Origin of the sequence: Brevundimonas sp., assembly GCF_052436175.1 — a bacterium.
GTDB lineage: Bacteria > Pseudomonadota > Alphaproteobacteria > Caulobacterales > Caulobacteraceae > Brevundimonas.
Map to the genome: position 1 here is coordinate 1 of NZ_JBQVNM010000058.1, position 17,974 is coordinate 17,974.

At 69.2% G+C, this 17,974-nt stretch carries 18 protein-coding genes and 2 pseudogenes; 12 read left to right on the forward strand and 8 right to left on the reverse strand.

Annotated elements, in window-relative coordinates; all coding sequences use genetic code 11:
* The 4 genes and pseudogenes from ACT6QK_RS12030 to ACT6QK_RS12045 all read left to right on the forward strand — a co-directional run.
* Nucleotides 1–779, forward strand: a pseudogene (locus tag ACT6QK_RS12030) (alkaline phosphatase family protein); the annotation flags it as partial.
* A gap of 132 nt (nt 780–911) precedes the next feature.
* Complete coding sequence (gene pyk / locus ACT6QK_RS12035; RefSeq protein ID WP_444598065.1) at nt 912–2,354, forward strand: pyruvate kinase; 1,443 nt, start codon at nt 912–914, stop codon at nt 2,352–2,354.
* A 62-nt stretch (nt 2,355–2,416) separates the two neighbouring features.
* Nucleotides 2,417–3,445, forward strand: coding sequence for a DNA adenine methylase (locus ACT6QK_RS12040; protein ID WP_444598066.1), 1,029 nt, complete (start codon nt 2,417–2,419; stop codon nt 3,443–3,445).
* Nucleotides 3,446–3,503: 58 nt separating this feature from the next.
* A complete protein-coding gene (locus tag ACT6QK_RS12045) occupies nt 3,504–3,830 on the forward strand; it encodes a hypothetical protein (protein ID WP_444598067.1) in 327 nt (108 codons plus the stop codon).
* A 1-nt stretch (nt 3,831) separates the two neighbouring features.
* Here the strand turns inward: ACT6QK_RS12045 and ACT6QK_RS12050 are convergent, their stop codons facing one another.
* Both ACT6QK_RS12050 and ACT6QK_RS12055 read right to left on the reverse strand, forming a co-directional pair.
* Nucleotides 3,832–4,476 carry a ribonuclease HII gene (locus ACT6QK_RS12050; RefSeq protein ID WP_444598068.1) on the reverse strand — a complete coding sequence of 215 codons (645 nt, stop codon included), beginning with the start codon at nt 4,474–4,476 and terminating at the stop codon, nt 3,832–3,834.
* The gene (locus ACT6QK_RS12055; protein ID WP_444598069.1) at nt 4,473–5,081 is read right to left on the reverse strand and encodes a DNA-3-methyladenine glycosylase I; all 609 of its coding nucleotides are present in this window, start codon (nt 5,079–5,081) and stop codon (nt 4,473–4,475) included. The genes ACT6QK_RS12050 and ACT6QK_RS12055 overlap by 4 nt, the downstream gene beginning before the upstream one ends.
* Before the next feature lie 103 nt (nt 5,082–5,184).
* Between ACT6QK_RS12055 and ACT6QK_RS12060 the strand changes: the two genes are divergently transcribed.
* Nucleotides 5,185–6,912, forward strand: a complete 1,728-nt coding sequence (locus tag ACT6QK_RS12060) for an alpha/beta hydrolase (RefSeq protein WP_444598070.1) — start codon at nt 5,185–5,187, stop codon at nt 6,910–6,912.
* A 219-nt stretch (nt 6,913–7,131) separates the two neighbouring features.
* On the opposite strand, the gene ygfZ is transcribed toward ACT6QK_RS12060, so the two are convergent.
* Together ygfZ and ACT6QK_RS12070 are read right to left on the reverse strand one after the other, a co-directional pair.
* Nucleotides 7,132–7,929 (reverse strand): CAF17-like 4Fe-4S cluster assembly/insertion protein YgfZ, encoded by a 798-nt coding sequence (gene ygfZ, locus ACT6QK_RS12065; protein WP_444598071.1) that lies wholly within the window; start codon nt 7,927–7,929, stop codon nt 7,132–7,134.
* 41 nt (nt 7,930–7,970) lie between these two features.
* Nucleotides 7,971–8,516, reverse strand: a complete 546-nt coding sequence (locus tag ACT6QK_RS12070; RefSeq protein WP_444598072.1) for a hypothetical protein — start codon at nt 8,514–8,516, stop codon at nt 7,971–7,973.
* An 80-nt stretch (nt 8,517–8,596) separates the two neighbouring features.
* Here ACT6QK_RS12070 and ACT6QK_RS12075 point away from each other — a divergent pair, with 80 nt between their 5' ends.
* From ACT6QK_RS12075 to ACT6QK_RS12085, 3 genes are all read left to right on the forward strand, one after another.
* A complete protein-coding gene (locus ACT6QK_RS12075) occupies nt 8,597–9,562 on the forward strand; it encodes a glycosyltransferase family 9 protein (protein WP_444598073.1) in 966 nt (321 codons plus the stop codon).
* Nucleotides 9,563–9,642: 80 nt separating this feature from the next.
* Nucleotides 9,643–10,971 carry a dihydroorotase gene (locus tag ACT6QK_RS12080; protein ID WP_444598074.1) on the forward strand — a complete coding sequence of 443 codons (1,329 nt, stop codon included), beginning with the start codon at nt 9,643–9,645 and terminating at the stop codon, nt 10,969–10,971.
* A complete protein-coding gene (locus ACT6QK_RS12085; RefSeq protein ID WP_444598075.1) occupies nt 10,968–11,711 on the forward strand; it encodes a prephenate dehydrogenase/arogenate dehydrogenase family protein in 744 nt (247 codons plus the stop codon). The genes ACT6QK_RS12080 and ACT6QK_RS12085 overlap by 4 nt, the downstream gene beginning before the upstream one ends.
* Here the strand turns inward: ACT6QK_RS12085 and ACT6QK_RS12090 are convergent.
* Genes ACT6QK_RS12090 through ACT6QK_RS12100 form a run of 3 tightly spaced genes read right to left on the reverse strand, consistent with a single transcriptional unit; the run spans nt 11,692 to nt 13,645 of the window.
* Nucleotides 11,692–12,630 carry an alpha/beta hydrolase gene (locus ACT6QK_RS12090; RefSeq protein ID WP_444598076.1) on the reverse strand — a complete coding sequence of 313 codons (939 nt, stop codon included), beginning with the start codon at nt 12,628–12,630 and terminating at the stop codon, nt 11,692–11,694. The two genes, ACT6QK_RS12085 and ACT6QK_RS12090, sit on opposite strands and share 20 nt — an antisense overlap.
* Nucleotides 12,631–12,656: 26 nt before the next feature.
* The gene (locus ACT6QK_RS12095; RefSeq protein ID WP_444598077.1) at nt 12,657–13,337 is read right to left on the reverse strand and encodes an SdpI family protein; all 681 of its coding nucleotides are present in this window, start codon (nt 13,335–13,337) and stop codon (nt 12,657–12,659) included.
* Nucleotides 13,334–13,645, reverse strand: a complete 312-nt coding sequence (locus ACT6QK_RS12100) for a metalloregulator ArsR/SmtB family transcription factor (RefSeq protein WP_444598078.1) — start codon at nt 13,643–13,645, stop codon at nt 13,334–13,336. The genes ACT6QK_RS12095 and ACT6QK_RS12100 overlap by 4 nt, the downstream gene beginning before the upstream one ends.
* Before the next feature lie 114 nt (nt 13,646–13,759).
* Between ACT6QK_RS12100 and ACT6QK_RS12105 the strand changes: the two genes are divergently transcribed.
* Nucleotides 13,760–14,566: a helix-turn-helix domain-containing protein gene (locus ACT6QK_RS12105; RefSeq protein WP_444598079.1), complete on the forward strand. Its 807-nt coding sequence runs from the start codon at nt 13,760–13,762 to the stop codon at nt 14,564–14,566.
* 68 nt (nt 14,567–14,634) lie between these two features.
* Nucleotides 14,635–15,735, forward strand: a complete 1,101-nt coding sequence (locus ACT6QK_RS12110) for a serine hydrolase domain-containing protein (protein WP_444598080.1) — start codon at nt 14,635–14,637, stop codon at nt 15,733–15,735.
* Between the two features lie 15 nt (nt 15,736–15,750).
* On the opposite strand, the gene erpA is transcribed toward ACT6QK_RS12110, so the two are convergent.
* Nucleotides 15,751–16,107, reverse strand: coding sequence for an iron-sulfur cluster insertion protein ErpA (erpA, locus tag ACT6QK_RS12115; RefSeq protein ID WP_444598082.1), 357 nt, complete (start codon nt 16,105–16,107; stop codon nt 15,751–15,753).
* 86 nt (nt 16,108–16,193) lie between these two features.
* On the opposite strand from erpA, the gene ACT6QK_RS12120 reads away from it, so the two are divergent.
* Entirely contained in the window at nt 16,194–17,399 is a 1,206-nt protein-coding gene (locus tag ACT6QK_RS12120) for a deoxyguanosinetriphosphate triphosphohydrolase (RefSeq protein ID WP_444598081.1), read from the forward strand.
* A 114-nt stretch (nt 17,400–17,513) separates the two neighbouring features.
* Nucleotides 17,514–17,974: pseudogene (locus tag ACT6QK_RS12125) on the forward strand (SPOR domain-containing protein); the annotation flags it as partial.

Genomic DNA, 17,974 nt, shown 5'->3' on the forward strand with positions numbered 1-17,974 from the left:
GCACCCAGGGGCCGGAGATGTGCGAACAGATGATGCGGCTAGACGCGGCGCTCGGCGACTTCCTCGACCGGCTGGACGCCATCACCGGCGGCGTCCTGCTGGTCCTGACGGCGGACCACGGCGGCTCCGACTTCGTCGAGCGCGAGGCGGCGCACGGCTATCCCCACGCCCACCGCGCCGACATGGCGGCCTTCCAGCAGGTCAACGGAGCGCTCAAGGCGCGCTTCGGCCTGGAAGACGACCCGCTTCAGGCGGGCTCCAGCGGCATCATCGTCGCCGACAAAGACCACAGGGCCCTGCCGGAGCCCCTGCGCACCCAGGTGGCGACGGCGGCGGTCGAACTGCTGCGGGCGCTTCCGGACGTCGCCTTCGCCGAGCGCCGCGAGGTGCTGGCGGCCGAACCCCTGCCGGTCTCGACAGACCAGCCGGAAATGCTGACCCTGCGCGAGCGGATGCGTCTGTCGACCCTGCCGGACGGCCGTTCGCCCGACATCGCCTTCGCCTGGCAGCCCAATATCAGCACCGGCGGACGCGTAGGCGGCACCCTCAGCGGCCACGGCACGCCGTGGGAGTTCGATCGCCGCGTGCCGATCATCTTCTGGAAGCCGGGCGGCGTGGACGGCAAGGGCGCGGGTCAGGAGCGCTTCCTGCCGATCCGCACGATCGACATCGCCCCCACCCTGGCCAATGTCATGGGGGTGAAGTCGGATGGCGAGCTGGACGGACGCTGCATCGACCTGGGCCTGTTTCCGGCGCCGACCTGCCCGGCGACGAAGTAGATCAGCCTTCGTTACACGGACTCACATCTGGTTTCGTTTTCGGCGACGCCCTTACCGTCCGCGTGTTTCATTGGCAGAACGCCATTGGGGAAACGCATCGACCGAAAGGTCGAGCAAGGGACGTGACAGGTCATGAAAAGAGATCGCCGCGCGCGGATCGTCGCCACCCTGGGTCCGGCCAGCCGGGCGCCGGGCACGGTCAAGGCCCTGGCCCAGGCCGGGGTGGACGTCTTCCGCCTCAACTTCAGCCACGGATCGCATGACGACCATGCGGCGGCGCTGAAGGCCGTACGCGGCGCGGAGATGGCGCTGCAACGCCCGCTGGGCGTTCTGGCGGACCTGCAGGGGCCCAAGCTGCGCCTCGGCCGGTTCAAGGATGTCGAGATCTCGGTCAAGCCGGGCCACACCATGCGCTTCGACCTAGATCCCACGCCGGGCGACGAGACGCGGGTGCAGATGCCGCATCCGGAAATCTTCAAGGCCCTGCGCGAAGGCATGCTGCTGCTGCTCGACGACGGCCGCGTGCGCCTCCGCGTCGGCAAGCGGACCGACGACTGGGCCGACGTCACCGTCGAGAGCGGTTCCAAACTGTCGGACCGCAAGGGCGTGGCCGTGCCCGAAGCCATCATCCCGGTCTCAGCCCTGACGCCCAAGGACCGCGAGGACCTGGCCTTCGCCCTGCGTCTCGGCGTCGACTGGGTCGCCCTCAGCTTCGTCCAGAAGGCCGAGGACATGGCCGAGCTGAAGCAGATCGTGAAAGGCCGGGCGGCCTGCCTGGCCAAGATCGAGAAGCCTCAGGCGCTGGAGGATCTGGAGAGCATCCTCGACTACTGCGACGGCGTCATGGTCGCCCGCGGCGACCTGGGCGTTGAAATGCCGGCCGAAGAGGTGCCCGTCGCCCAGAAGAAGATCATCCGCGCCGCCCGCCAGCGCGGCGTTCCGGTCATCGTCGCCACCCAGATGCTGGAGTCCATGACAGCGTCTCCCGCCCCGACCCGGGCCGAGGCGTCGGATGTGGCCAACGCCGTCTATGAAGGGGCGGACGCCCTGATGCTGTCGGCCGAGACGGCGTCCGGCGACTATCCGATGGAGGCCGTCGGGATCATGAACCGGATCATGGAGCGGGTCGAAGCCGATCCCCTGTGGCCCAGTCTGATGGACGCCGAACACGCGGGCATGGACGACATCGACGCCGACGCCCTTGTCGCGGCGGCGCGGAAGGCCGGCGAGGCCCAGTCCACGGCCTGCATCGTCGTCTTCACCACCTTGGGCGGCACGGCCCGGCGGATGTCGCGCGAGCGGCCGCTGAAGCCCATTCTGGCCCTGACGCCCAAGCCGGAGACGGCGCGCCGTCTGGCCCTGGTCTGGGGTCTGGAATCGCGCCTCGGCAAAGAGCCGACCTCTCTGGAGGACGTCACCGAGGACGCCGTGACCTCGGCCATGCAGTACGACATGGCCCAGCCGGGTCAGCGCATCCTGATCCTGGCCGGGACGCCGTTCGGAGCGCCGGGCGCGGCTAACCTGCTGCGCATCGCCCAGGCGCCCGTGAAGCCGTCGGGGCGCAAGAAGGCCTGACGCCGACCGTCGGAGCCGCCCCCTGATTGCAGGGCGTGGCGAAGCGGGGCAGGCTTGCCCCGATGATCAAGTATCTCGGCTCGAAGCGTGCACTACTGGACCCCATCAAGGCAGCGGTCCGGGGTCTGCTGCCGGACGGGGGAAAGGTCTGTGATCTGTTCTCCGGCACTGCGCGGGTCGGTCACGCGCTGAAAGGTGAGGGGTATCGGGTCTGGTCCAACGACCTGAACGCCTATGCCCACGCCCTGGCCACGACCTATGTCCAGGCCGACGCGGACCGGTGGACGGCGCCTGCGGAACAAGTGCTGGCCGAACTGCGCCGGGTCCGCCCCGAGGCGGGCTGGTTTACCCAGGCCTTCTGCACCGACGCCCGCTATGTCCATCCCGACAACGGGGCCCGCATCGACGCCATGCGCGACCGGATCGAGGCCATGGGGCTGGAGCCGGAGCTGAAGGCCATCGCCCTGGTCAGTCTGATGGAGGCCGCCGACCGGGTGGATTCCACGGCGGGGGTCCAGATGGCCTACATGAAGCGCTGGGCGCCGCGGGCCTTGAAGCCGCTGGAGCTGCGCCTTCCGGCTCTGCTGCCGGGCGAGGGGCGAGCCACACAGGGCGATGCGGTCGAAATCGCGGCCGAGGTGGAGGCCGATCTCGTCTATCTCGACCCGCCCTACAACCAGCACTCCTACCTCGGGAACTACCACGTCTGGGAGAGCCTGACCCTTTGGGACAGGCCCGAGACCTACGGGATCGCCAACAAGCGGATCGATGTCCGCACCCGCAAGAGCGCCTTCAACTCCCGCCCCGGCATCGGCCCGGCCCTGTCGTCGGTGGTCGAGCGTCTGCGGGCCCCGAACCTGATCGTGTCGTTCAACGACGAGGGCTATCTGTCGCGCGACGCCCTGGTCGAGATGCTGTCAGTGCGGGGGCATGTCCACGTCATCGACATCGCCCGGCCGCGTTATGTCGGCGCCCGGATCGGCATCCACAATCCCAAGGGCGAGAAGGTGGGATCAGTCGGTCGCCTGAGAAATGTCGAGCATCTGTTCGTGGTCAGCGACCGGCGTCTGGACCTGCCCGTCGCCGCCTGACCATCCCGACCTGACGGCGCGGGACGGAACGCCGATCTGTGTAGATCGTTCGGCTGTCATGCAGACCCTGTCGATCCAGCCCGTTTCGCCCGTCATACCGCCGCAGCGCGAACTGACGCCCCGCGCGCCCCGCCCTCAGGGCCCCGTGCCGGCCTACTGGGCCGAAACCGCGCCGCACCCGTTCGTCGAAACGGTCAGAGCCGCCCAGCCTGTCTTCGCCCGACGACAGCCCGCGTCCAGCGCCGCTCAGCCTTATATCGAGGAAGCCGGCTGGGTCATGGGCGACGCCGTCGAACAGTCGGTCTCTCGCTGGCTGATCTTTATTGGCGGCTCGGCCGCCGCCGCCGCCATGGGCGCCCTGCTGGGCGGCGTCCTCTCGATGTGATCTATCGGGCGTCGAGCAGGGCCCGGATCGGCGCCCAGCTCGGCCTGTGGGCGGGGCAGGGGCCCAGGCGTTCCAGCGCCGCAATATGCGCCGGGGCCGCGTAACCCTTGTGCCGTTCGAAGCCATAGTCGGGATACTGCGCCGCCAGATCGACCATCAACCCGTCCCGCGCCGTCTTGGCCAGAATCGAGGCGGCGCCGATGGACAGGGACAGGCTGTCGCCCTTGATCACGGTCTGAACGTCGCAGGGCAGTTTGAACCGGTAGTTGCCATCGACGAGCGCGGCGACGGGCTTCAGCGTCATCGCCTCGATGGCTCGACACATGGCCAGGCCCGTGGCGCCGAGGATGTTGAGATCCTCGATCTCCTCCACCGAGGCGAAGCCGACGCCCCAAGCCAGGGCGCGGGCCTTGATCTGGACGGCCAAGGCGTCTCGTCGCGCCTCTGTGAGAGCCTTGGAGTCGTCGATGCCTTCGGGAATGTCGTTCGGGTTCAGGATCACCGCCCCGGCCGAAACCGGCCCGGCCCAGGGACCGCGCCCGGCCTCATCCACGCCGCAGACCAGCCCGCCGACACGGGCGGACAGCGCCGTCTCCAGCGCCAGATCGGGCCGGGGGCGGGCACGAAGGGCCGTACCGGTCTTCACAGCGCCTGCACCTGACGATGGCGGGCGCAGGTCGTCTGGTGGTCGTTCACCATCCCGACCGCCTGCATGAAGGCGTAGACGATCACGGGGCCGCAGAAGTTGAACCCGCGCTTCTTCAAGGCCCTGGCCATGGCCTCGGATTCCGGGGTCTGCGTCGGGGCATGGCGGAATTCGGTCCACTGGTTCTGTATCGGCGCCCCGCCGACGAAGGACCACAGCCATTCGCTGAAATCGGGGCCCTCGCCGCGCCGCGCCGTCTCCTGGATTTCCAGCCAGAGGCGAGCGCCATTGATGGCGGCGTTGATCTTGGCGCGGGAGCGGATGATGCGGGCGTCGCCCAACAGCCGCTCGATATCGGCCTCGCCATAGGCAGCGACCTTGACCGGATCGAAGCCGTCGAAGGCGTCGCGCAGGCCCTCGCGCTTCCTCAGGATGGTGATCCAGGCCAGACCGGCCTGAAACCCGTCCAGCACCAGCTTCTCCCACAGGGCCCGGGCGTCATACTCGGGCACGCCCCATTCCTCGTCATGATAGGCGACATAAAGGGGATCGGTCCCGCACCAGCCGCAGCGGCCTTCGGCGGGAACGGGGGAGGATTCGGTCATGCCCTCAGTCTGGCGGAACGGGCCCGCTTCGTCATGTCTGGAAAGTCGTCGCCGACCGGCGAAATCTGGCACAGGATGACGATCGGGACGGGTGGAGGGCGAGATGACCATCGGAAAATGGCTCAGGACGGGGCTGGCCCTCCTTCTCCTGTGTGCGACCCCGGTCGGCGCGGCGACGGTCGTCCAGACCGCAGAAAACACGCCGGCCGTCCTGCAGTCCGCCGTGTCGCTAGAGGCGGTGGCCGCCGCCCTGGATGCGAACGATCTGGATCGCCTCCAGGCCCTGGCGACCGATCCGGTCCTGCTTGAGCAGTTGGCGGCGACCGATACGGATCTGTTGATCGAACTGAACCTGGCCGTGGCGCGGGTCTTCGCTGAGGCGGGTCGGACGCGAGAGGCGGTGGCGGCCTATAATCGCGGCCTGCTCGACATCATGCGGTTCCGGGGTCAGGGCGACATCTCCCTGGCCCAGCCGATGGAGGAACTCGCGGCCCTGGCAACCGAACCGGCGCGCCGGGCCGACTGGCTGGAGAAGGCCTTCCTCATTCGCGAGACGGTCTGGGGCGCGGCCAATCCCAATCTGGCGGCCTATCGCGAGGCTGTGGACGCCGCCCGCGCCTCGGCCGGACTGGAGCCGATGCTGACGCGCGCCGCGCCGGCGGACGGTCCGTCGAACTTCGATCTGGTCGACGTCTGGTACGCCACGCACCGGGCTCGCACGGACGCCCTGACGCCGGCGGCGATGTTCGGAGGTCAGCGCGGCCCGCTCAGCTATGGCGTGACCGAGGTCAGCGTGCCGCGCGACCGGGCGCCGGGAACCATCCCGCGCCCGTCGATCTGGACGCTCGAGTTCCGGCCCGATCCCAACAAGCACATGATCCTGAACAGCGTCAGCCCGGTGTCGAGCCGCGACATCTTCTTCGAGCGCGTCGCCAAGGCGGTGGGCTCCACCGAGCGCAAGGAGGTCTTCGTCTTCATCCACGGCTACAACACATCGTTCGAGGGCGCGGCCATCCGCACGGCCCAGATCGCGGTGGACATGAACCTGGACGGGGCGCCGATCCTCTATTCCTGGCCGTCGCGGGCGTCGCTGCTGGGCTATCAGGCGGACACCCGGACCGTGGCCGATCAGGATCTGTTGAACGAGGTGGCCGACTTCCTCACCGATGTGGCGAACCGGACCGGCGCCGAGCGGGTTCATCTGGTGGCCCACTCCATGGGCAACCGGGTGCTGGAGCGGGCGCTGGACGTCATGGCTGCGCGGGGCCCGGACCAGCCGCCGGTCTTCCACGAGATCGTCTTCGCGGCCGCCGACGTGGGCGTGGACGAGTTCGAGGCGACCTGGCCGCGCATCCAGGGCCTGGGCCGACGCTTCACCCTCTACGCCTCCCAGCGCGACCGGGCCCTGCAGATCTCGCAACAGGTCAACCAGATGCAGAGGATCGGCGACGCCCGCAACATCATCATTCGCGAGGGGCTGCAGACCGTGGACACCACGGCGGCCTCTGGCGGGCTGCTCGGGCATGATGACTTCGCCGGCGGCGCCCTGGCCGACTTCCGGGCGGTGATGTGGCTGTCCCTGGCGCCCGAGAAGCGCTGCGTTTTGGATCAGGAGAACGGCGCCGGCGGCATGTACTGGGCCTTCGGCGGCCGCTGCCCGGCCGAGGAGTTCATCGAGGACACGGCCCTGGTCCGCACCACGGGGTCGATCGACAAGGCCCTGGCCGCGCTGGACGCCGACATGTCCAAGGCCGCGACCCTGGCCCGGGCCGCCCTTCTGGCCAAACGCAACCGGCTGGTCGCCATGTTCGGGGTCGCTCCGGCCTCGTGATCCGGTCGCAAAAACGGAGTCGAGAGAGTCCGTAGAGTCCAGATCGTCGGGCGTGGCCGGGGACGATGTGTGCTGATGTCAAAGACCTGACCCAGTATCGGCCAGGTCTGACCCATGGCGGGTTGGCGCGGTGTTCAAACCGCCAAGGCCATGATTTGATGATGGAAGATGGTCCGATCCGTGATGGATCAGCCCCGATGGCGCCCCTTTTCAGCCGGCTCAGTCCGGCGTAGCGGGCGGCGGCATCCAGTCGGGGATGCGGACGCGAACCGGGCGGCCCTCGACCGTCAGGTCGCCGTCCAGCCGGTCGAGCCGCAGCAGGGCCATCGCCGCGCCGTCGATCCCGCCCAGCACCTCGCCCGCGCGTCGGTCGCCGTTCAACACCTCGGCGCCGGGGGAAGGGGGCGGACCGTCGAAGGCGATGGGCGCCATCCGGTTCTTGATGGCGCCGCGCCGCTTCATGCGCGAGGTGGTCTCCTGGCCGATGAAACAGCCCTTGGCGAAGTCGATGCCGTTCAGCAGGTCGAAATCGGCCTCGATCGCATAGGCCTTGTCGTCCCCTGCGTCCAAGGTCGTGTCCGGGACGCCGACCGCCAGTCGATGTCGATGCCAATCGGCCTCGTCGGCGTTGGTCGCATGATCGCCGCCGAGCGCGCGTCCCCCCATCGAAGGGGTGCGGGGGTCGGCGAGGAAGCCGTCATCCACGCTGGGCCAGCAGGCGAAGACGGGCCGGTCGTCGGCCGAGATTTCCACCTTCGCGCGCAGGCGATACATCGACAGCCTCTGCATCAGGACGTCGCGTTTCACGGCGGCCACGTCCAGCACCACCGCTTCGTCCTCGCCCCACAGGAACAGGTCGAACAGCAGCCGGCCCGGCGCGGACAGCAGGGCGCCGAAGCGCACCTCGCCGGGCGTGAGGGTCTCGACGTTCTGGGTCACCAGATTGTGCAGGAAGGGCCGGGCGTCAGGGCCGGAGACGCGGATCAGGGCGCGGCTGTCGAGTCGGGCGATGAACATGGGGCAGAGATAGGGGTTGGGCCCGCAACCCGCCACCGGGATCAGGCCACGGCGTAGTGGGCGATCACCCCGTCCGGCTCGAACTCATGGGCGTCGAGCTGGTCCAGCGCCGCCGTCAGGCGCGACTGGAAGGCGACCGGGTCGTCGGCGTCGGTCGCCGGCCTGAGCCAGTCGGTGACGACGGCGCGCACGGGCAGGGTTCCGACAGGCCCCGGCACGCTGAGGCCGATCTCGAACCCTTCGGCGATCCAGTGGGCCACGGTCGTCCGAAAGGCAGGGCTGTCCAGGAATTCGGTGCGGCGCAGGACGAACAGAGTCATCCGCCCCTCCTCGAGCCCATCGGGCCTCAGGATCACGCCGGAGCGGTCCGGCCGCCAGTCGTCCGACACCTCCACCACCCGCCACAGGCAGAACCAGGTGCGACAGGTCTGGGGCCGGATCGCATGAACCGAACAGCCGGCGCCGTCCACGCAATAGGCGCAGAGCTTGCCCGTCGGCTTGGACAGTTCGGGCAGGCTGAGGGGAATGACGCGGCAGCATTCGACGCAACCGCCGCATTCCCGGCCGGGCAGCAGCGGGAGAGACATGCCGTCTGCATAGCGGAAGGCGTCGCTTGGGTCCGCAATCGAATCGAACGCGATCCAGAATCCCTGTATGGGGAGCCCGGATGATCGGCCGCTTTTCAATCCTGTACATCGCCGAGGCCGAGGCCGAAGCCGCCGCCCTGTCGTCGGGCGTGCTGGCCTATCTGGTCGAGCAGATGCCGCAGGCCCGGATCACGGTCGTCGGCTCGCCCGCCAGCGCGCCCCTGTTCGCGGATACGCCCAACCTGTCGCGCCTGCTGGTGCTCGACAGGGACGGCCGGTTCGAGTGGATCGCGCTTTGGAACCAGCTGCGCGAGACCAGCTGGGGTCTGGTCGTCGACATGCGCGGATCGACCATCTCCGGCAAGCTGAAGCGCCAGAAGCGGGCCGTGCGCGGCCCCGACCGGCCTGAGCGCCACGCGGTCGAGGACGCCGCCGAGGTTCTGAGGCTGGATGAGGTTCCGGCGCCGAAACTGTTCTTCTCCGACGAGACCCGGGCCGTCGCCGACGCCCTGGTCAAGCCGGACGGCCGGCCGATCCTGGCGGTCGGTCCCGGCGCGGACTGGATGGGCAAACGCTGGCCGGCGGACCGCTATTCCCGGGTGGCCGCCGCCCTGCTGAACGACGAGACCGGCCCCCTGGCCAACGGCCGCTTGCTGATCGTGGGCGAGGAGGCCGACCGCGATCTGGCCCACACCATCCGACTGGCCGTCGCCCGCGACCGGGTGATCGAGGCCCAGGGCAAGCTGACCCGGCTGCAGACTGCCGCCGCCCTGCGCCACGCCGGACTCTATGTCGGCGGCGACGTGATCTGGACCCATCTGGCGGTCGCGGCGGGCGCGCCCTCCATCGGCGTCTTCGGCCCCTCGGACGAGACCCGCGTCGGCCCCTGGGGCGGGGTGTCTGTGCGCGGCCCCCGGACCCTGGACGAGTTCAAGACGCTCGATCCCCGGCTCAACCAGGCCATTCAGCACATGCTGGACCTGCCCGCCGAACGGGTGATGAAGGCGGCGAAGAAGATGCTGGCCGAACGGAACAAGGTCGGCTGATCGCGGCTTCCGCTCACCCCGGACTTGACCCGTAGGCCTCGGTGTTCACAAGACGGCAATCGCTCATCGGAGTCCGCGCCATGTCCAGCACCTATGACCTGATCGTTCGCGGCGGGGAGGTCGCCAACCACGCCGGGCGGGGCATGGCCGACGTCGGGGTGCGCGACGGCAAGATCGCCTTCATCGGCGACCTGTCTCTGGCGTCGGCGGGCGAGGTGGTGGACGCCTCCGGCCTGACGGTCCTGCCCGGCGTCATCGACACCCAGGTCCATTTCCGCGAGCCAGGGCTGGAGTGGAAGGAAGACCTCGAAACCGGCAGTCGCGCGGCGGCCCTGGGCGGGGTCGTGGCCGTGTTCGAGATGCCGAACACCAATCCCAACACTGTCGATCAGCCGACCATTGAGGACAAGCTGGCCCGGGCGCGGGACCGGATGTGGACCGACCACGCCTTCTATGTGGGCGGCACCCACGCCAATGCGGAGTATCTGGACGAGCTGGAGCGGCTGCCGGGCATTTGCGGGGTCAAGGTCTTCATGGGCGCCTCGACCGGCGACCTGCTGATCGCCGACGACGACGGGGTGCGAAAGGTGCTGTCGACCGTCAATCGGCGCGCCACCTTCCATTCCGAGGACGAATACCGTCTGGCCGAGCGGCGCGAACTGGCCGTGACCGGCGACTGGACCAGCCATCCGGTGGTGCGCGACGCCGAGAGCGCCATCCGCAGCACCGAGCGACTGGTCCGGCTGGCGCGCGAGACCGGCGCCCGCATCCATGTGCTGCACGTCTCGACGGCCGAGGAGATCCGCTTCCTGGCGAACCACAAGGACATCGCCACCGTCGAGATCACGCCCCAGCACCTGACCCTGGACGGGGACGAGGCCTATGTGCGTCTCGGCGCCTACGCCCAGATGAACCCGCCGATCCGCAACGCTCCTCACATCGCCGGCCTGTGGACCGGCATCCAGCAGGGCGTGGCCGACGTGCTCGGCTCCGACCACGCGCCGCACACGAAGGAAGAGAAGTCCAAGCCCTATCCGGCCTCGCCCTCCGGCATGCCGGGGGTGCAGACCCTGGTGCCGGTCATGCTGACCCATGTGGCGAACGGCAAGCTGTCGCTGGAGCGCTTCATCGACCTGACCTCGGGCGGCGCGCAGAGGGTGTTCCAGACCGCGAACAAGGGCCGGATGGCCGAGGGTTATGATGCCGATCTGACCCTGGTGGACCTGAAGGCGAAGCGCACCATCACCCACGACCAGCAGGCCAGCCGCTGCGGCTGGACCCCCTTCGACGGCTTCGAGGCCACGGGCTGGCCGATGGCGACCATCGTGCGCGGCCGGGTTGTCATGCGCGACGCCGAACTTCTGGGTTCGGCCCACGGACGGCCGGTGCGGTTCCAGGAGACGCTGTGACGGCGGCGGCGCGGCCTCGCCTCGGCCTGATCGGCTACGGCGCCTTCGGGCGGCTGGCGGCGCGGCACCTGTCGGCGACGTTCGAGATTCTGGCCCATGATCCGGCGGGGGAGGGCGACGCCCACGCCCGTCTGGTCGATCTGGCCACGGCGGCGGCCTGTCCGGTGGTGGTGCTGGCCGTGCCGGTAGGGGTGATGGAGGCGACCATCGCCGCGATCGCTCCCCATCTGACGCCCGGCGCACTGGTGATCGACGTGGGATCGGTGAAGGTCCTGCCGATGCGGTGGATGACGGCGGGCCTGCCCGATCATGTCCGAATCGTCGGCACCCACCCCCTGTTCGGACCCCAGAGCGCGGCCGACGGCGTGGCGGGGCTCAGGATGGCCGTCTGTCCCGCCAACGACCCCAAGGCCGCCCGCCGCGTCGCCGCCTGGGGTCGGAAGCTTCTGGGGCTGAAGGTCTTCGTGGTCTCGGCCGAGGACCATGACCGGGAGGCGGCGACGGTTCAGGGGCTGACCCACCTGATCGCGCGCGTCCTGATCGCCATGGAGCCTCTGCCGACCCGCATGACCACGACCAGTTTCGAGCGGCTGATGCAGGGGGTGGAGATGGTCCGCCACGACAGCCCGGCCGTGTTTGAGGCCATCGAGCGCGACAATCCCTTCTCGGCCGAGGTGCGCGAGCGGTTCTTCGCCCTGGCCGACGAGGCGCGCCGGGGGCTCAGCGCGCCTTCAGAATAAAGTCCGCCACGGCCGGAACGACGGCCGGATCCAGCGGGATCGAGGCGTTTCCATAGGTCGCCATGTTGCCCGCCCGGTCCATGGGCGCCTGCCGCAAGACATGGTTGGCACCCTCGAAGATCACCTTCACGGCGTTCGGCTGGGCGGCGGCGAGGCGGTCGGTGTTGTCCGGCGTCACCTGGATGTCGTGCGAGCCATGGCCCAGCAGGATCGGGCCGTCATAGGCCGCGACCAGGGCCACCGGGTCCTTGGTCAGATAGCTGATCAGATAGGGCTGGACCGACGGGCGGAACAGGGCCTCCAGACCCGGGATGTTGGCGGTCGTGCGCCCGCCCTCCAGATCGTCGAGGGCGGCCAGGGCGGCGGGCTTCATCGCCTCGGGCAGGGCGGTGTTCAGTTGGGCGCGGATTTCGTCGCCGGCCTTGCGTCCGACCGGCGACAGCAGGACCAGACCGCAGACGCTCGGGTTGTCGGCCGCGGCCAGTTCGGCCACCAGCGCCCCCTCCGAATGGCCGATCAACCAGGCGCAGGGCTGTCCCGTCCGGGTGGCCGCCGTCTCGGCCCAGGCGCGGGCGTCGGCGACATAGATATCGAAGGTCAGCTTCGCTTCGTCAAAGCCGGCGGCGGCGCTGCCGGCGATCCCGCGCTTGTCGATGCGGACGGTGGCGACGCCGCGTTCGGCCAGCCCCTCGGCCAGTTGGCGCAGAACCCCGCCGGTGACGCCGAGGGGGCTGTTCCCGTCCCGGTCGGTCGGGCCGGAGCCCGGAATGATGACGGCGGCGGCGCGCGTCGCCCCTTCGGGCGTCAGCAGGGTTCCGTGCAGGGGGACGGGCTGGGACGGCAGTTCGATCTCGGCGGAGCCAGCCGTGGTCTGGTTGGGCCAGACGGCGAGGGCGGTCGCGAGCAGCAGGGACAACATGGCGGTCTCCGGGATGAGGTGCGGGGTCAGAAGGGTTGGCGGTCGGGGTCGGCGCGCCAGACGCGCCAGCTCTCGAACACCGACCACAGGGCGGCGCCGAGGATCAGGACCGTCATGGCGACGCTCCCGGCCGGCTGGGGCGCGACCGGCGCCGACAGGATGAGGCCGAGGCCGATCCAGAAGAACAGACGTCCCGCCAGTCGGTTGGAACGGTCCCAGGCCAGACGGCTCTTGAAGCTCCAGGGCGTCCGCACCCCGATCAGGGGATTGGGGGCGACCCGGCCCAAACCCGCGCCGATGACGACCAGGATCAGACCCGTCAGCGCCATGATCCAGCCGATGGCCGGCGGCGCCACGCCCCAGGCCTTGCCCAGGATGGCCCAGGCCATGAAGGCGCTGGTTCCTCCGATGGCCAGCAGGGACACCGCCTGGCCGACCCGGAGCCCGCGCCGCCGGGCCGGTTCGTCAGACGCCTCGGCGTACCAGCCCATCATGCCGGCGGTGATGGCGGTCATCAGGGCCATGAAGCCGAACAGCAGGACCAGCTCGCCCTTGCCGCCCCAACGATCAACCTCGCCGCGCGCGTCGAAATGCATCGGATAGGGAACGTCCGGCAGGCGAAGCCAGACCCAGAGGGCGAGGGCCGCGATGGCCACGGTCACGGCGGCCGTCGCGGCGTCCAGAAGGGTGAAGCGGCGGTCGGTCATTTCGGGGTCTCCGTCAAGTTCGGCGCGGTCGGCGCGGCCTCGACCGTCTGACCGGCGCCCGCCAGGTCCATCAGAAAGGCCAGGGCCTCCTCCACGGCCGAAATCTCCAGCCGGTAGCGGATCGTCTGGCCGTCGCGCTCGGGACTGACCAGATGGGCCTCCTTCAGCGCGTTCAGGTGGCCGGTGATGGTCGGCCAGCTCATGTCGAAGGCGGCGGCGATGTCGCCCGACGCCATCGGCCCCTTGCGCAGCATCTCGATAATGCGACGCCGGACCGGGTGCGACAGGGCCTTGAACAGCGTGTTCATAGGAAAAATCCTAATTAGGGAAATCGCTAAATGCAACAGCTTGGCGAGCGCCGGCCCCTCGGGATTACCGAATATTATGGTGTCCTAGGGTCGGTGAGCGAATACGGTCGGCCCATGACCTCAATGACCTTGGCGGCGGGCGAGTTCTTCGGCTCGCGCTTTCGGAGCGTGTCCTCGTCGGGCTTTCGTATCGACCTGCGCACCGCGACCCTGCCGCCTGAAGAGGTCCAAAGTCACTCCCACGACGACGCCCACCTCGTCTTGGCGCTCGACGGCGGGTATCGCAGCCTGGCCCATGATGCTGGCACGACCCCGGGCTCCGCGTTCGGCGCCGGCGCTCTGATCTGGAACCCTGCGGGCGTGGAACATCGGGACTGTTTCGACGAGGCGGGCGGCCGGTTCATGTCGGTCAGTTTCGCCCCGCCGCCGGGCGCCCGACGCGGAGATCCCATGCGCCTGTTCGGCCGCGCCGAGACCGTTGCGCGGCGGCTGGTGGGAGCCACCGCCCGCTTCACGCCGGGCGACGCCTTGACAGTCGAGGGGCTCGCGCTCGATCTCGCCGCGAGCGTGCATGAGGCGTTCGAGCTGCGGGAGGATCCCTCGCCCGACTGGGTCCGGCGGGCTCAAGAAGCGATCGGCGACCTGTCGTCGCGACCGGGTCTGGAAGTCGCGGCCGTCGCCGACATCGTGGGCGTTCACGCCGTGTCCCTGGCCCGGCGGTATCGACGTCATTTCGGGCGATCGCCCGCGACCGCCATTCGTCAGGCGCGCGCCGACCGCGCTGTTGGGCTGGTAGGACGGGGCGAGGATCTGGCGACCGTGGCCGCCAGCGTCGGCTATGCCGATCAGAGCCACATGACGCGGGAGTTCACGACCTTCTACGGTCTGACGCCCGCCCGATATCGTGCGATTTTCAGGTAGGCGGTTTCACGTGTTCAAGACGGCGCCGGGCGCCCACGGCAGGGTCCTCCGCCTGTCAGAGGATCATCATGCGCCAGCCCTTCATCGCCCTCGCCATCGCCGCGATCTTGTCCCTATCGACCCAAGCCCATGCCGGGCCTCAATGGGCTTCGGCGACCCCGGAGCGCCAGGGGGTCTCGGTGGAAGGGCTTGCGGCTCTGGACGCCGCCGTCCGCGCCGGGACCTATCAGAAGATCACCAGCGTCCTGATCGCGCGACACGGCCAGCTGGTGCACGAAACCTATTTCGATGAGGGCGGCGCCGAGGCTCGCCGCAACACCCGTTCAGCGACCAAGACCGTCACCGCGATGCTGGTCGGCGCGGCAATTGCCGAGGGCGATATCCCGAGCGCCCAGGCGCCGGTCCTGCCCTTCATCGCCGCCTATGGTCCGTTCGACAATCCGGACCCGCGCAAGGCGGCGATCACGGTCGAAGACCTCCTGACCATGAGCTCCCTGCTCGAATGCGACGATGAGAACCAGTTCTCGCGCGGCAACGAGGAGCGGATGTATCTGATCGAGAACTGGGTGAACTTCGCCTTCAGCCTGCCGATCCGGGGCTTTCCGGCCTGGATCCCCAAGCCTGCCGACCAGCCTTACGGGCGAGCGTTCAGCTATTGCACCGCCGGTTCGACGACGCTCGGCGCGGTGGTGCAGTCGGCGACGGGGGAATCGCTGCCGGACTTCGCCCGGCGCGCGCTGTTCGATCCCCTGGGCATCGAGAAACCCGAGTGGCAGATTTCCCCGACCGGCCTGGCGCAGGGGGGAGGGGGCCTCGGCCTGCGCAGTCGCGACCTCCTCGCCCTGGGCCAGATCCTGCTGAATCGCGGTGAATGGCAGGGACGGCAGGTGCTGCCGGAAGCCTGGGCCGAGGCGATGACCCGTCCGCATGCCAGGGCCGGGGACCATGGCGACTACGGGTATCTGATCTGGCTTCCGACCTACACGGTCGCGGGCAAGGCGCATTCGGCCTGGGCCATGGCCGGTACAGGCGGCAACAAGGTGGTCATCGTGCCGGATATGGACGCGGTCGTGGTAGTGACGACGGAAAACTATGGCGTGCGCAATCCGCACGGCCTGGCCGACGCCCTGATCGCGGATCACGCCCTTGCGGCGCTCACCGCCGACTGAGCCGCACGGCGACGCCTAGATCGAGAAGCTGACGCCGCAGCCGCAGCTGGTCGCCGCGTTCGGGTTGCGGATGACGAACTGGGCGCCGGCCAGTTCATCGACGAAGGCGATCTCGGACCCTTTGAGGAAGGGCACGGACACCGGGTCGATCAGGGCGGTCTGGCCGTCGGCCTGGATGCGAAGATCGTCGGCCTCGGCGGTTTCGACCAGATCGAGTTGGTACTGGAAGCCGGAGCAGCCGCCGCCCTCGACGGCGACGCGCAGCATCAGGGCCTTGCCCTCGGCGGCCGACAACTTCGCCAGCCGTTTCGCCGCGCTGGCGTCCAGCACGATGCCTTCGGGGGCGGCCCGGCCGGTGGAGACTTCAAACAGGGGGGCGGATTGGACGGTGCTCACAGCTGACTATATGAGGCTGGACAGGCGGATCGCAAAGGGCCGCTCGAAAATGAAAGTCTCACTTGGATCAGGCCACGCCGTTTCAACCCGGGCTCAAGGCTCCGTTCGCCGAACGGCCGGAAACCTCGCGCGGACGTTTGACGCCCGAGCCGGCCAGCCGCACCCGCAGCGCCTTCGCTCGCGACCGCGACCGGATCATACATTCCACCGCCTTCCGCCGCCTGAAGGGCAAGACCCAGGTCTTCGTGGCCCATGAGGGCGACCACTACCGCACCCGCCTGACCCACAGTCTGGAGGTGGCCCAGATCGCCCGGTCCCTGGCCCACGCCCTGGGCCTGGATCAGGATCTCGCCGAGGCCATCGCCCTGGCCCACGATCTGGGCCATCCGCCGTTCGGCCATGCGGGCGAGGACGAGCTTCAGGCCCGGATGGCGCTGTGGGGCGGGTTTGACCACAACGTCCAGACCTTCCGCGTGGTGACCAAGCTGGAGGCCCGCTATCCGGCCTTCGACGGGCTGAACCTGTCGTGGGAGACCGTGGAGGGGGTGGTCAAGCACAACGGCCCGGTCGATCACCGGCTGGACGAGCCGGCCTGGCAGGCCATCGCCGGCTATGCCGCCGGGCGGCCGGACTGGGACCTGGAGCTGGGCGGTTTCGCCTCGTTGGAGGCGCAGGTCGCCGCCATCGCCGACGACATCGCCTACAACAACCACGACGTGGACGACGGGGTGCAGTCGGGGCTGCTGAGCCTGGAGGAATTGTCGGAGGTGCCGTTGATCGGGCCCGTGCTGGCCGGGGTGCGCCGGGACTGGCCGCATCTGGATGCGCGCATGATCCGGCTGGAGGCCGTGCGGCGCATGATCGGGGTGATGGTCGAGGACGTTCTGGCCGAGACCGAGCGGCGTCTGGCCGAGGCCAAGGTGCAGTCGGTGCAGGATGTCCGCGCCGCCAAACGCTCCATGGTCGCCTTTTCGCCCGCCATGCTGGCCGAGCTGGGCGGGCTGAGGCGGTTTCTTTTCGAGCGGATGTATCGCCATTACCGCGTGAACCGCATCCGCAGCCAGGCGCGGCGCATCCTGGCGGAGATGTTCGACCTTGTCGTCGCCGAGCCCGACATCCTGCCGCCGGAATGGGCGGCCCGGGCGCGGACGGACGATCCCGTGCGGAGGGGGCGGGCGGTCTGCGACTATATCGCCGGGATGACCGACCGGTTCGCCATCGAGGAGCACCGGCGGCTGTTCAACCTCGATTCCGCGCTCGATCTGTGAATCGTCACCAACTGTGAATCCCTGCCAACTGTGATTCGTCTGGAGCGGCCTACGCGCTAGAGTGATGTCCTGCGCGCCGATTCGCGCGACGAGACGTTCCAGAGGCCGACCCCGATGTCCCACGACGATCACAACCGCGGAAACGATCGCGGCGCCTATACGCCGCCGACCGACGACGACCTGCCGTTCAATCGCGGCGGCTTCGATGCGCGCCGCACGCCGCCGTCCAAGGCGCCGCCGGTGACCCTGATCGTCAGCGCGGCCGTGCTGCTGGTGCTGATCGTGATCGTGGTGCTGGTCTATCGCTCGGGCCTGCGGTCGTCCCAGGACGTGCCGCCCGCCGTGGGAACGCCGGTGGGCCAGCTGAAGGTCGAGGCGCCGATCGACGCCCAGCCGGTGGACCCCAACGCCGACGTCCAGGTCTATCGCGGCAGCGCCGAGCCGACGACCGCCGAACCCCAGTTCGCCCCTCCGCCCGAAGAGGTCCAGCCGCGCCCGGCGCCCAAGGCCCTGCCGCCGACCGAAAACCAGCTGCCGCCCGCGCCGCGTCCGGTCGCTCCGGCCGTCGCCCCGGC

Excerpts from the sequence above, each read along its gene's own strand:
- pyk (WP_444598065.1), top strand. The coding sequence starts at position 912 with ATGAAAAGAGATCGCCGCGCGCGGATCGTCGCCACCCTGGGTCCGGCC.
- ACT6QK_RS12040 (WP_444598066.1), top strand. The coding sequence starts at position 2,417 with ATGATCAAGTATCTCGGCTCGAAGCGTGCACTACTGGACCCCATCAAG.
- ACT6QK_RS12045 (WP_444598067.1), top strand. The coding sequence starts at position 3,504 with ATGCAGACCCTGTCGATCCAGCCCGTTTCGCCCGTCATACCGCCGCAG.
- ACT6QK_RS12055 (WP_444598069.1), bottom strand. The coding sequence starts at position 5,081 with ATGACCGAATCCTCCCCCGTTCCCGCCGAAGGCCGCTGCGGCTGGTGC.
- ACT6QK_RS12060 (WP_444598070.1), top strand. The coding sequence starts at position 5,185 with ATGACCATCGGAAAATGGCTCAGGACGGGGCTGGCCCTCCTTCTCCTG.
- ygfZ (WP_444598071.1), bottom strand. The coding sequence starts at position 7,929 with ATGTTCATCGCCCGACTCGACAGCCGCGCCCTGATCCGCGTCTCCGGC.
- ACT6QK_RS12070 (WP_444598072.1), bottom strand. The coding sequence starts at position 8,516 with ATGTCTCTCCCGCTGCTGCCCGGCCGGGAATGCGGCGGTTGCGTCGAA.
- ACT6QK_RS12075 (WP_444598073.1), top strand. The coding sequence starts at position 8,597 with ATGATCGGCCGCTTTTCAATCCTGTACATCGCCGAGGCCGAGGCCGAA.
- ACT6QK_RS12080 (WP_444598074.1), top strand. The coding sequence starts at position 9,643 with ATGTCCAGCACCTATGACCTGATCGTTCGCGGCGGGGAGGTCGCCAAC.
- ACT6QK_RS12090 (WP_444598076.1), bottom strand. The coding sequence starts at position 12,630 with ATGTTGTCCCTGCTGCTCGCGACCGCCCTCGCCGTCTGGCCCAACCAG.
- ACT6QK_RS12095 (WP_444598077.1), bottom strand. The coding sequence starts at position 13,337 with ATGACCGACCGCCGCTTCACCCTTCTGGACGCCGCGACGGCCGCCGTG.
- ACT6QK_RS12100 (WP_444598078.1), bottom strand. The coding sequence starts at position 13,645 with ATGAACACGCTGTTCAAGGCCCTGTCGCACCCGGTCCGGCGTCGCATT.
- ACT6QK_RS12105 (WP_444598079.1), top strand. The coding sequence starts at position 13,760 with ATGACCTCAATGACCTTGGCGGCGGGCGAGTTCTTCGGCTCGCGCTTT.
- ACT6QK_RS12110 (WP_444598080.1), top strand. The coding sequence starts at position 14,635 with ATGCGCCAGCCCTTCATCGCCCTCGCCATCGCCGCGATCTTGTCCCTA.